At 50.5% G+C, this 13,648-nt stretch carries 8 protein-coding genes; 5 read left to right on the forward strand and 3 right to left on the reverse strand.

The features are described 5' to 3' along the window. Together WG68_RS05905 and WG68_RS05910 are read left to right on the forward strand one after the other, a co-directional pair. Window positions 1–1,833 (forward strand): hypothetical protein, encoded by a 1,833-nt coding sequence (locus WG68_RS05905; RefSeq protein ID WP_052748983.1) that lies wholly within the window; start codon window positions 1–3, stop codon window positions 1,831–1,833. A 33-nt stretch (window positions 1,834–1,866) separates the two neighbouring features. Continuing rightward, complete coding sequence (locus tag WG68_RS05910) at window positions 1,867–2,493, forward strand: hypothetical protein (RefSeq protein ID WP_046556745.1); 627 nt, start codon at window positions 1,867–1,869, stop codon at window positions 2,491–2,493. A gap of 6 nt (window positions 2,494–2,499) precedes the next feature. Here the strand turns inward: WG68_RS05910 and WG68_RS05915 are convergent, their stop codons facing one another. Both WG68_RS05915 and WG68_RS05920 read right to left on the reverse strand, forming a co-directional pair. Beyond that, window positions 2,500–5,982 (reverse strand): PAS domain-containing hybrid sensor histidine kinase/response regulator, encoded by a 3,483-nt coding sequence (locus tag WG68_RS05915; RefSeq protein ID WP_046556746.1) that lies wholly within the window; start codon window positions 5,980–5,982, stop codon window positions 2,500–2,502. 43 nt (window positions 5,983–6,025) lie between these two features. Then, on the reverse strand, window positions 6,026–6,775 hold the full coding sequence (locus WG68_RS05920) for a 3-hydroxybutyrate dehydrogenase (RefSeq protein ID WP_046556747.1): 750 nt from the start codon (window positions 6,773–6,775) through the stop codon (window positions 6,026–6,028). Between the two features lie 367 nt (window positions 6,776–7,142). On the opposite strand from WG68_RS05920, the gene WG68_RS05930 reads away from it, so the two are divergent. Beyond that, window positions 7,143–8,744, forward strand: coding sequence for an AbgT family transporter (locus WG68_RS05930; RefSeq protein WP_046556749.1), 1,602 nt, complete (start codon window positions 7,143–7,145; stop codon window positions 8,742–8,744). A 52-nt stretch (window positions 8,745–8,796) separates the two neighbouring features. Here the strand turns inward: WG68_RS05930 and WG68_RS05935 are convergent, their stop codons facing one another. Continuing rightward, window positions 8,797–9,822, reverse strand: a complete 1,026-nt coding sequence (locus WG68_RS05935) for a LacI family DNA-binding transcriptional regulator (RefSeq protein WP_046556750.1) — start codon at window positions 9,820–9,822, stop codon at window positions 8,797–8,799. Window positions 9,823–10,264: 442 nt separating this feature from the next. On the opposite strand from WG68_RS05935, the gene WG68_RS05940 reads away from it, so the two are divergent. Both WG68_RS05940 and WG68_RS05945 read left to right on the forward strand, forming a co-directional pair. Further along, the gene (locus WG68_RS05940) at window positions 10,265–12,850 is read left to right on the forward strand and encodes a TonB-dependent receptor (RefSeq protein WP_046556751.1); all 2,586 of its coding nucleotides are present in this window, start codon (window positions 10,265–10,267) and stop codon (window positions 12,848–12,850) included. A gap of 86 nt (window positions 12,851–12,936) precedes the next feature. Then, on the forward strand, window positions 12,937–13,644 hold the full coding sequence (locus WG68_RS05945; protein WP_046556752.1) for a SapC family protein: 708 nt from the start codon (window positions 12,937–12,939) through the stop codon (window positions 13,642–13,644). Window positions 13,645–13,648 lie beyond the last annotated feature (4 nt).

A 13,648-nucleotide genomic window follows, 5' to 3' on the forward strand; every position in this document is an offset into this window, starting at 1 on the left:
ATGAAAACTAAGCCTATTTATTCCTTTAACAGGAAATTTTTTGGCCCGCTGTTAATGGTTGCTGCGGGCTGTTGTGCCAGCACCGCCGTGGCCGCAGGCAAAACCTACACACTGGATGCTGATTTTGCATTAGGAGTGCTGGATGGTGTTAACTACGATGCGCCAAACAGTGATCAGCTGCAACTTAACGCTATAGGTACCACCTTTCCGGTAGCTTGGATAGCTAACGCCGGAGAAGATACTGTATCTAAGTTTGATACTATTCTTAACAAAGAAATTGCCCGTTACCGCACCTGGTTTGGGCCGGCGGGGCAGCCTGGTCACTTTGGTCATTTAGGTAATGCCTATAGCGGTGCGGCGCCCTCCCGCACCGCAGTGGATATTAACGGTAATGCTTATGTATTAAACCGGCATTTCAGCCAGGGCAGCAATAGCGCTGGGGTGGTGCTGAAAATTCTGGCTGAGGGGTTTATTGATCGCAACGGCAATGGCGTGATGGACACCTCTTTTGATGCGAACGACGATGGCATTATTGATGTCAGTGAAATGCTGCCAATGGCCGATACTAATGGCAATGGTATTATCGATGATGACGAAATTCAGGATGAGCGAATTGCCTGGGTAAAACGGGTGCCGGATGGCATAGGCGCGCCGCTAAGGCCAACGGGAACTCTGGGTCGGGCCATGTGTATAGGCACTGACGGTAATCTCTGGGTGGGGCTATTCAATGACAGAACCTACTATAAAATTAGTTCAGCTGATGGTTCGACCATTGCAGGCCCGGTGTCTACCCAGCCCACTGTTGGTGAGCCGAATGCCGGTTCCTGGACGCCCTATGGCTGTCTGATTGACGCCAGCGGTACCTTATGGAGCGCCTCCCTTGGCAGTACATTAGGTAAAATTACCAATACTCAAAGTAACACCGGCCCTTATACGGTGGCATCCTTTGGTGGCATGTCTAATTATGGTATTGCTCTTGGCAACGGTAAAGTTTACCTGGGCAGTGGTAATCGTCAGTTTGACCCGGCAACCAATACCCATAGTGCCATTCCAAACATGACGGTGGGCAGTTCAGGCATAGTGGTAGATGGTGGCGGTAATATTATTGCGGGTAGTTCCACTGTGCGCAAAGTTGCGCCGGACGGTGCCCTGTTGTGGCAGGCATCCTTGCAAGCCGGTGGCAGCAGCTCGGTAGGTATTCAGGTAGATGCCAATAACGATGTGTTGCAAATAGGCTTTACCAGTGCCGGCCGTATTCAGAAATACCGTGGCACAGACGGTGCACCGCTAGGTGTATTTCCGGTTGGGAATATGCCTTATACCTACAGCGATGCGACTGGTCTGGTTGCGCGTAATGTTACCAACCCTACCGGTACCTGGACTGTGGTCTATGACAGTGGCAGTGGTGGTACTGCCTGGGACAACATTAACTGGAATGACCTGACCCCACCTGATACTGCTGTACAGGTATCGTACCGAACTGCTGAAACGGAAGCCGGATTGGCATTAATGAACTACCAGCTTACCGGTAAAGGCGACACTTTGGCCAGTAGTGGCCGTTTTATTCAGGTGCAAAGCCGGCTTAACGGTAATGAGCAGGGCAACACTCCGATCCTGTTTGACCTGACGATTGCTGCGGTGGATGCGGGCTGTGATGTAAATGATGATGGCGCGACAGATTCAACTGATGTTGCGTTGGTGCGAGCAGCTGTTGGCCAAACTGTACAGGCAGGTGATGTCAGAGATCAGGACGCCAATGGTGTCATCACAGTGAATGATGCGCGTTTATGTGCGTTAAAATGCAGCTTACCCCGCTGCGCCATTGCCCCTTAGACCAGGGTTTAAGATGAATAGAAGGATACTATTATGAAGACGTTTCTGGTGAGTACGCTGTTGATGCTGACAATGATGTTTATGCCAGCCAGAGCCGCGTTGATTTATGTTACTCCGGCACAGCAACACGTTGATGTTGGTGATACAGTATGGGTTGATATTTTAGTGTCAGATTTGGCCGGTAATATCGTCTCGGGCTGGGATCTGAATCTGTTTTATAACAGCGCTATTCTGCAGGCAACAGATGTGTTCTTTGACCTGGCAAATTTTACCGAAGATCCGGATTGGGACGCGTTTTATGACTTCGAATTAAACAGCGGCGATGTTGGCAGTTTTTTAGTGTCATTCCTGTTTGATCACGAGCTGGCGTTATTACAAACAGAACCTGTACGGTTGTTTTCGGTGAGCTTTCTGGCCTTAACCGACGGCGTTAGTCTTTTGAACTTCGGACTCGATCCGCTGTTTCAGCTGAACGTCGTTGGGCGTGATGGGGCCAGTTTGCCACTTGTTGCCCGTGGCGCCTGTGTTGGCGTAGGGCAGGGCCGCTGCGCAGTGGATGTGCCGGCACCGGCGACCTTATGGTTGTTCGCTATGGCGGTATTGCTGCCGTTCAGCCGGCGGTTAAGGGGCACTGTCAATGCTACTGGTGAGCAACCCTAGGTTGCGTTAGCGCAACAGGCGCTGGAATAACTTTTTCAGCGCCATGGGTTTTAACGGTTTAAGTAAAAAGTAGTAACCGGCGTTTAATGCGCTTTCGCGGATATCTTCGTTGTGATCTGCCGAGTGAATAATAACAGGGACATTAACTGCAAAATGGCTGGCCAGTTGCCCGGCAACGGCCACGCCGGTAGCAGCATTATCCAGGTGGTAGTCGAACAGACATAAATCGGGTTTCAGACCCTGGCGAATGGCTGTTAGCGCCTCGCCAGGCTGACTGACAGCGGTAACCTGGCATTGCCAGCTGCTAAGCAGTGCACTAACGGCACTAAGCAGATGTGCTTCGTTATCCAGTAACAGTATTTTTTTGCCAGCAAAACTGGCACGGATATCGTTGCTGCCTGTGGTCGCTATGCCAGGTAAAACAGATGCCTGTGCCACCGGCAGTGTTAAGCAAAAGCAGCTGCCTTTACCGGGTTCAGATTGCACACTAAGCTGATGGCCTAAAATAGTACTGATCCGATGGGCGATGGCCAGCCCCAGGCCCAGCCCCTTTTGGTCTGGCTGGCTACCTTGCTGAAACTCTTCAAAAATTCGCTGCTGATCGGCAGCGGCAATACCCACGCCGGTATCCAGCACTTTAATCTGCAACTGTGGTCCGGCGCGCTTAACGCCTAATACCACTTTGCCACTGCTGGTATAGCGTACCGCATTAGCCAGCAGGTTCTGAATAACCCGCTTGACCAGCTTACGATCAGTGGTGACACTTAATTTACTGCGGTGCATGCAAAATTGCAGGCCTTTTTCAGCCGCCAGCACGGCCGCGTCACGGCCAATATCGTCCAGCAGCTGGCTGAGTGCGACTGTCTGTGGTTGCGCTTTAATCACGCCGGAATCCAGTTTGGTTAAATCCAGAATCGAGGTTAGCAGCTCTTCGGCTGAATTGAGCGAATTACTCAGATTGGCGCTAAGCTGGCGCAGCTCGGGGGTGTTGCTTTGCTGGCGCAACAAGCCGGCAAACAGTGCTGCCGCATTAAAAGGCTGCATTAAATCGTGGCTGGCTGCGGCAAAAAAGCGGGTTTTGGCCGCGGTACTGGTTTCCAGTTGCTGCTGGGTCAGCTGCAATTGCTGGTTTAACTGTTGTAGCTCACAAGTGCGTTCGCTTACCCGTTGTTCTAATAAGGCATTGCTCTGTTCTAATTGGGTTTGCACCGCAATAAAAGAGCTGACATCGGTATAGGTGGTAACAAAGCCACCGCCGGGTAAGGGGTTGCCCTGCATTTCCAGCACACGGCCATCCTGCTGCTCGCGCTGGAATTTGTAACTGCTGCCCTGGCGTAAAAAGCTCAGACGCTTGCTTACTTCAGCGTCGATATTTTCACTGTCTATAAGGCCCCGCTGCAGGTTAAAGCGAATAACGTCGGCGACAGGTTTACCCACTTCCACCATACCAGGCGGATAGCTGAACATATCAATATAGCGCTGGTTCCAGGCAATCAGCCGCAAGTCAGCATCAACCACACTAATGCCCTGGCTAATGTTATCAATAGTCGACAGCAGCAGCCCCTGGTTAAACTGAAATACCTGGCTGGCCTCATCGACAAAGCGTTCTATAGTTTCCATCGGTAGCTGGGCATGGCGGCCGGCAGCATCCATAATCAGCCGCATCGATGCCCCGCCCACTACTGCTGCCAGGCTGCGCTCTGCCGCCTGCACCAGATTGACTGGTGCCAGTTGGTTCAGATTTGGCTCTGCGTCTTTAAAGTTACGTTGCAGCAGACGCTGGGCTTCTTTTTCACCAGCAAAGCGTTTAACCAGTAAGACGCAATCCTGCACACTCAGCTGCAGGCTGCGCCGGTTATCATTTGGTAGTTGTGCCCTTAAAAAACGGCCGCTTTCCAGCCATTCACTTACCCGGGTGCTGCTAAACTGGCTTACCAGCAACAGCATCAGGCAGTTAACCGACAAACTTAACAGTACGCCTAAGCTCAGCGGATCGGCCTGCCAGCCAAAGAGCTGTTGTGGTGCCAGCCATTGCAAACCTAACGGTCCCTGACTGAGCCAGTTTGAGCCCATTAAGCCAGCCCGGCTGATTTCCGGCAGCAATAGAATATAGGCCCAGACCACAGCACCGCTTAGCACCGCAGCAATCGCCCCTTGCCGGTTAACTTTGCGCGAAAATAAGCCAATAATCAGCGCCGGTGCCAACTGAGCTACCAGGGCAAAAGCCATTAAACCCAGTTGGGCCAGGCCGGTTTCGGTACCGATAAAGCGATAATAGACAAAGCCCAGCGCCATCACAGTTAACATAGCCGAGCGACGCAAGGTGGCAACCTTTACCTTATTTTGCTGTTCCGGCTGCAACGGGCTGCCGCGATAAATAAGCGGCGCCAGTAATTCGTTGGTGATCATAATGCCCAGCACTACTGTGGCGACCACCACCATACTGGTAGCCGCTGAAAACCCGCCCAGGTAAGCCAGCAGCGCAATATCTGTGCGATTGGCGGCCAGCGGCAGCTGCAATACCACTAAATCGATATTGACATCATCACCCAGCAGCATAACGCCAGCGAGTGCCAATGGCAGGGTAAAAATACTCATTAACAACATATACAACGGGAAAATCCAGCGGGCACTGCGCAGGTGGCTTAACTTCTGATTTTCCACAAAGCTGACATGAAACTGCCTGGGCAAACATAGGGTCGCAAAAAAGCCCAATAGTACATGCAGCCAGTAGGCATGCATCGGCAGTGCGTGCTGCCGCAATTTAGTAATCGCCGGGTCGGTTGCGGCATTATCAAAAATACTGGCGAAACCATCAAACATGCCAAATACCACAAAACAACCAATGGCCAGCAGTGCCAGCAGTTTAATCAGCGATTCAAAAGCGATAGCGGTCATTAAGCCGGGGTTTGGCTGATGGGCGCGGGCACTTTTACTGACAAAAAGCAGTGCAAAAACAGCCATCCACAGACTGACATAAAAGCCGGTATCGGTGTACCAGTGCTGTCCTACCTCAGCCTGAACCAGAGTGTTGATGCTGGTAGAAACCGCATGCAGTTGCAGCGCAATATAGGGGATCACTGCCATCAGCAGAATTAGGGTAATAATGACCGCCAAAGAGCGGGAGTGGCCAAAGCGGGTGGCGATAAAATCGGCTACAGAGGTAATGCGATAACGGCGGCAGGCAATGGCGATGCGGGCAATTAGCTTAAAGCCGAACCAGAATAAGATAAAAGAGCCAATATAGGTGGGGGGGATCCACCAGCCGTTGACGGCAGCCTGAGCGGTAACACCGTAAAAAGCCCATGACGTGCAATAAATAGATAAAGCGAAGCTGAATACCCAGGGGGCCAAAGGGTGGCGGGCATTGATCCGTCGGCCAAAGCGGCCAACGCTGAATAAAATCAGTAGGTATAGCAGCGAGATGGCGGCTATGGTACCTAAACCAATGCCGCTGCCATTTTCGATCATCTGTTGGGCTGAGGTCATTTAATACTCGTTGCTCGATTGTGCCTCAGTTCTCTGCTTTGTGCTAGCGGGCTGTCCAGCCACCGTCCAGAATTAACGTTTGTGCTGTCATATGACGGGCACCATGCTGGCAAAGGAACGCCGCCATCTCAGCAATTTCGCTGACGTCAATAAAGGCTTTTTGCGGCATCGGCGCCAGCATAATCTGTTCAATAACCTGTTGCTCGGTCAGGTTATGTTCTTTGGCCTGGGCGGCAATTTGTTGCTCTACCAATGGGGTTTTCACATAAGCCGGGCAAATAGTATTAATGGTAAAGTTTTTATCGGCATTCTCCAGCGCCACCACTTTGCTAAAGCCCAACAGACCATGTTTGGCCGCCACGTAAGCTGATTTAAACGGCGAGGCAATAACAGCGTGAATAGAGCCGATATTAATTACCCGGCCAAAGTTATTACTACGCATGTACGGCAGCATGGCGCGGGTCAGCATGGCTGGCCCGGTAAGCATCACGCTGATTAACAGGGCCCATTTTTCCGGCGGAAAATCTTCTAAGCGCGCAACATGCTGAATGCCGGCATTATTCACCAGAATATCGGCCGGGAAGCGCCCGGCACACTCTTCGATGGCTTGCTGATTAGTCACATCCAGCACGCAATAGTCTGCATTTATGCCCTGGCTATGCAGTTCTGCCACTTTTTGTTGTAACAGGTTCTGGTTTAAATCGGCCAATACCACCTGGTAGCCCGCCTGGCCAAAATGGCTGGCAATGGCAAAGCCGATGCCACCGGTACCGCCGGTAATTACTGCGCGCATAACATACTCCTGATAGCTGCTGATGGTTTAATTTAGGCAGATCAGCCATCGGCAGCAACGGTACTTTAGTGCTATAAGCGACAAACCGCTGTGGCTAATCGCTTTTTTGCCGTGTTCGGCGACCGTTTGCCGCGTTCACGGGTGTCATCATGGCCTCGTGCTTTGCCGACAGCCTTTCCTGTGATAGATTTGGCCAATAAAAATAAAGAAAAGTTGGCTTTGGGCCGTATTCTGGCCAGGTTAAGTTGGTTTTTATCAGGCTCTTGCATCAATTTTCTGCTATGAGCCTTAAAATAACTAGAAAACTGTTAATTAATTCCAGGTGATGTCTCACATCATCTGTGTCTGGACCAAGAGGAATTCACTTATGACAAACGCTGGTAAAACACCTGCCCCGGCAGTACCTAAGCGTGGCTGGTTTACCCGTTTTCTTGATACGGTAGAATGGTTGGGAAATTTATTGCCTCATCCGGTTACCTTATTTGCGTTGTTTGCGTTACTGGTTGTCGTGGGCAGTGGTGTTGCGGCTTACTTCGATTTCAGCGCTATTGACCCACGGCCTGAAGGCGCAGCTGGGCGTTCGGCAGATGGCATTATCCGGGTGGTCAGTCTGTTTAGTGTCGATGGCTTACAACGGATTATTGCTAATCTGGTGACCAACTTTACTAATTTCCCACCGCTGGGTGTGGTACTGGTCGCGCTACTTGGCGTCAGCATTGCTGAGCACTCTGGCTTAATTTCGGCAGCAATGCGCGGGCTGGTAATGAATGCCTCGCCGCGCATGGTGACGGTTACCGTAGTGTTTGCCGGTATTGTATCTAATACGGCGTCAGAGCTGGGCTATGTGGTACTGATCCCGATGGCTGCAGTGATCTTCCATTCGCTGGGCCGTCACCCGTTAGCGGGGTTAGCAGCGGCTTTTGCCGGTGTTTCAGGGGGCTACAGCGCCAATTTATTTATCGGTACTGTCGACCCTTTGCTGGCCGGTTTCACCACGTCAGCCGCTAACCTGATTGACCCTAATTATACTGTAGGCCCTGAGGCAAACTGGTATTTTATGATTGCCAGTACTTTTGTGATTGCCACCTTAGGTGCCATTGTAACTGAGAAAATTGTTGAACCTAAGTTAGGAAAGTATAATTCGGATGAGGCTTCCATTGATTTGGGGGCTCAACAGCTGGATAAATTGACCGCCCGGGAAAAATTAGGTTTAAAAGGCGCGGGTCTGGCGTTTTTACTGTTAGTCGTTTTATTGGCATTAAGCGTGGTGCCGGAATGGGGTATTTTGCGTAATCCGGAAACCGGCGGGGTACCTGATTCACCCTTTCTGAAGGGGATAGTAGTTTTTATCTTTGTAACCTTTGCAATACCTGGGTTTGTTTACGGTAAAATTGTCGGCACCATGCAAACGGATCGCGACGTTATTAATGCGATGTCCAAAAGTATTGGCGCCATGGGGCTTTATATCGTATTGGTGTTTTTTGCCGCACAGTTTGTGGCCTTTTTTGGTTGGTCAAATATGGGGGCCATTTTTGCAGTTAAGGGTGCCACAGCATTACAGGAATTAGGCTTAACCGGGCCACTATTGTTCGTGTTTTTTATTGCCATGTGCGGTTTTGTTAATCTGATGCTGGGTTCTGCTTCTGCGCAGTGGGCCATTACGGCACCGATTTTTGTGCCGATGCTGATGATAGTGGGTTACTCACCCGAGGTGATTCAGGCCGCGTACCGGATTGGTGATTCGGTTACCAACGTGATTACGCCGATGATGAGTTACTTTGGGCTTATTCTGGCGGTGGCCGCCCGCTACAAAAAAGATATGGGGCTGGGTACCTTAATTGCCACTATGTTGCCTTATTCAATTATCTTCTTTATTGGCTGGACCGTATTGTTTATTTTGTGGGTGTTTGTCGGTGGGTTTCCGGTTGGGCCTAATGCGCCAACCTATTATCAGTTTGGTACGGGTTAAACCCTACACAGTCAAAAAAACCGCTGAAATCAGCGGTTTTTTTGTTTTAACGTCAGCTGCCTGCCGAGGTGGATTCGCGCACCACCAGCTCCGGTATAAACACCGTTTGTTGTCTGACATCGGCTTTTTTAATGGTTTTTTTGCTGCACTTAAATAATAGCTCAGCAGCATGCTGGGCTATGGTGCTGTTAGGTTGGTGTGCAGTGGTCAGCGGCGGCCAGGTTTGGCGCGAAAACGGGCTGTTTTCAAAGCCGGCAATGGCGAGTTCGCCGGGAATGGCAATATTCATCAGGCGGGCGCTAAACAGTGCGCCGGCGGCAATTTCATCATTACAGGCAAAGATGGCGCTGGGTTTATGTTTACTGCTAAGCAGCGCTTTTGCCCTCGCTACGCCGGATTCAAAGGAATAACTGCCGGCAACCACCCATTCTGGCCTGGGCTGCAGGCCGCGTTTCACCAGTGCGGCTGCAAATCCCGCCTGGCGCTCGCCGCTGGAGCTATGCTCTTCATCACCGCCCAAAAAGGCGATGTCGGTATGACCCAGCTCCAGCAAATGATTGGTAATTTTAAAGGCAGCGGTAAAGTCATCAACCAGTACGCAGTTGCTCAGTTTGGGCGATGGTGTTGAGCCGGAGATAATCCTGACAAAGGCGATGTCTTTTGCGGTTAATGCCTCTGCCAGATGCGGCATTTCTGAAAACGGTGGCGTTAACACCAGGCCGGCTAAACGAGAGCGCTCTACCAGCTCAATCACTTCCTGCACAATATCCGGCGATTTAGCGTTAGTGGGGTGAATAATCAGTTCGTAACCGTGTTTACGACAGGCATCGAGCATGCCGCGTTGCATTTCAATCACATAGTAAGCATTCGGATTATCATAAACATAGCCAATGCTGAAAGAGCGACTACTGGCCAGATTGCGGGCGGCAGCATTGGGTTGGTATTGCAGCTGTTTCATGGCGGCTGTGACTTTGTCAAAGGTATCCTTACGCACTGAAGGCTCGTTATTCATCACCCTCGACACTGTTTTTATCGATACATCTGCCAGCTTTGCTACATCGTTTATGGTTATTTTCATCGCTCGTTCTCTGGTCATTACAGCTGTTACGCTGCTTATATTAGCATAGCCATTGCCTCAGCGGACATTGCTGTAGAATGTTTATGACAGCGCTAGCCATTTTTTAGAGGAAATGGATCTAAGAAATATCAGCTGTGATTGAAAGTAGCAATGAGCTAATTAACGCCTGGCTAAAGACTTAGCCGGCTTTTACGGTTAAATATTTAATAAATTATATATTTAACAATTGCCTACGTATTTCATGAAGTGGCGAGGCAGCCCGTCGGCACAGAGAGCGGTGCAGATAACTAAAGTAGCGCCACAGATATTGCTGCTGAAAAAATCAGCTAAAACCCTTTGCAAAGCTAAATTATTTTGTGTATGTTTAATTCCAATGACAGCGTTGTCATTATAAAATAAGACTAAACGCGATACATAACAAGTACAGGAACGGGAGAAGCACATGCGGCAAAACAATATTAAGCGCTGCGCACTGGCGGTGAGAATGGCGCTGGTAGCGACGGTCGCGGCAGCGGCAGCACCTGCATTAGCAGCGGACGGCGAGGTTGCCAAAGTTGGTGACGTTGAAGTGATTCAGATCAGGGGCATACGTGCCTCGCAGGAAGCTAACCTGAATGCCAAACGGTATAGCGACGGCACCGTCGATATGATCACTGCTGAGGATATCGGTAAGTTCCCAGATAAGAACGTGGCAGAGTCATTGCAACGTATCCCGGGGGTAACTATTCAACGGCAATTTGGCGAAGGTGCAGCGGTATCTATTCGTGGTGCCGGTGAAGACCTCACCCTGACTACCCTCAATGGCCAGAATGTTGCTTCGACCGGATGGTTTGTACTGGAGCCGGCGAAACGCAGTTTTAACTATGAGCTGCTCCCCTCTGAGCTGGTGGGAGATTTAGAAGTCTATAAAAGCTCGCAGGCCGATTTAACCGAGGGAGGGGTGGGCGGTACTGTAATTGTGAATACCCGCCGGCCCTTAAATTTGGACGCCAATACTTATTTTGCTTCAGTGGAAGGGTCTTATCAGTCCGATTCCGGTAGTACCGATCCGCAGTTCTCTGGCTTAGGCAGCTGGAAAAATGATGATGAAACGGTAGGTTTTTTGTTGGCGGCTGTTGCGCAGCAGCGCAGTTTGCAGCGCCAGGGAAACGAAGCATTCTGGCAGTGGGGCGCTGGCCCGGTAGCCTTTGAACAGGATCGCAAACGCAGTGCTATTGCGGCGACCTTGCAATACCGGCCAACAGAGGCGTTAAACGTGGTGCTGAATGTGCTCGACATGAAAATGGCGGCAGACAACACCAACTACGCTCTGTGGCTAACCCAGGCGGACACGACCTGGGGTGATACTTCAGCCACCGAAGCCTGGATTGGTGATCCGGCACTGGGACAAGGCACACCTGTTAAAGGCCCACTCAATGTCGCTTATTATCAGGCACGGCCGCGGGAAGCGACCATGAAATCTCAGGTGTTTGATTTGAAGCTGGAATACCAGGGTGATAATTATCTGGCCAGCCTGCATTTCGGTGATACCAGCTCGACAGGTGGTACCGACTTTGAAATGGTGGTTGACGATGGTACGGGTGGCACTCCGGTCAATGGCAGTTACGATTTTACCGGCGGTGGTCAACGCTGGAACACACCAGGCTTTAACCTGGCAACCTATGATCCGGGTTCATTGGTGATGGGTACAGGCCCGAATTTTAACCGCACGCCGAAAAGTGATGATGAAAGCTATATTCAGGGAGATATTGCTTTTGAAGTCGACTACGGCATTATCAACGAGCTGAAATTTGGCGCCCGCTATGCGCAGCACAATACCCGCAGCCGCCGCTTTGAGTATATTCAGGCTGCTGGCTTTAACCCGCAAATTTCCACCTCAGGCTTAGCTGACGGCTTAATTGATGTGGGTGCGGGTAATTATCAGATTATTCGCTTTAATAGTGATGCGCTGAAAGCCTGGGCTAAGGCCAGTATTATTGGCGAAACCGAAGATTTAGGCGCCTACAGCGAAATTGATGAAAATAACGCTGCCTTGTATGCGATGGCCCGCTTTGGTACTGATGGCGTGCGTGGTAATTTCGGTCTGCGTTATGTTAGTACTGATGCAAAATCTACTTATTATCTGGACGGTGACAGAGCCAGCAGTAAAGCCAGCTATGCCGAGTTTTTACCCAGCTTTAATATTGTATTCGATTTAGCCGACGATCTGCTGTTGCGTGCATCTGCCGCCCGGGTGATGGCGCGGCCGCAATATGTTGATATGTATGTTAATCCTAATGTGATGGGTACCAACGACGATTTACCGAATAATCAACGCTGGATTGTTGGCAACGTCGGCCTGCAACCTTTTGTGGGTAACCAGTTCGATATTGGGATTGAGTGGTATTTTGATGCCAGTTCAATGCTGTCAGCCGCATTATTTGCCAAAGATGTGAAAAATTTTGTCACGGTAACCCGCAGTAATGTCAGTGCGGCAGAGATCCCATTTGAACTGACTGATCCGGATGAACGGGCCTTTGGCTGGATTGTAGAGCAAAAAGGCAATGGTAAAGATGCCACTATTCAGGGCCTGGAACTGCAATACCAGCAAGACTTTGGCAATGGCTTTGGCAGTATCGTTAACTATACCTATACTGACGCGAAAACAGACAGAGATACCTTTGGCGATCGTAACCGGGTGCTGAGTGACAGTTCACGCCACTCTTACAACCTGACCGGTTACTATGAAGGTGATGCAATACAACTGCGTCTGGCCTATAACTGGCGCAGTGAGTACATGATTCGTGAGGCCGGTTCCTATGGCAACCGCTTGCATGACGATTTTGGTAGTCTGGATTTAAGTGTCATCTGGTCTGTTACTGATAATGTCGATTTGAAACTGGATGTGAACAACCTGCTGGAAGCAAGCTCCAAACAGTTTGGTAATAATCAGGACCCGGTGTTCTACAGTGGCTTTGCGCAGGGCTTCCCGCTGTATGAGTTTGAAATGGCGCGCCGGATCACCCTTGGTGCCAGCTTCCGCTTCTGATGGCGGGGGCGCAATACTAACGGTTTAACGCTAAAGGACAACAAGGGAAGGGTAACCTTCCCTTTTGCAATAGCATAAGAGGTGTTATGACAGCGATCAGACCATTAACCAAAGAAGCGCACGGCCATTTACGGCTGAGCAGCGACCCCGATGTTTCGCATGTTGCCGCTCAGCAATTATTGCAGCTGCAGGCCACTGAGTTTGTCAGTGCCGCCGGCGAGTATCCTATAGTCTTTGTAAAAAATAGCCACAACGGCCAGTTTCAGGCGGTGTTGTTGTTGGCCCTGACTGAAGGTTGCAACGAATTTGTCAGGGATAAGAGCTGGCAGGGCAGGTATCTGCCGCAGGTACTGCGTTATTATCCGTTATGTCTGGCGCCGGATCCGGATAATACGAGCCAGTTACTGGTGGCCGTACATGAAAGTTCTGCCCGCTTAAACAGCCAGCAGGGGCAGCCACTTTTTAATCCGGATGGCACTGAAAGCGCTGTGCTGGCGGATTATAAACAAGGGCTGGCGGGGTATTTTCAGGCTCAGCAACTGACCGAGGTCTTTGTGGCCAGGCTGGCTGAGCTGGCGTTGTTAGTTCCACAACAACTTAGCGTGCAGCTGCATGGTCAGCAACAGCAGCTTAATGGCTTGTACGTGGTAGATGAAGCAAAGTTAAACACGCTGGCCAGCGAAGACTTTGCTGAACTGCGGCAGCGGGGGTTCTTGCCTGCTATTTATGCCCAGCTGTTATCGTTGCAACGGTTGCGTCATCTGGTCAGCCGGGCCGCTAGCGCGGTTGATTAGGAAC

The sequence above is a fragment of the Arsukibacterium ikkense genome, from assembly GCF_000987775.1.
GTDB lineage: Bacteria > Pseudomonadota > Gammaproteobacteria > Enterobacterales > Alteromonadaceae > Alishewanella > Alishewanella ikkense.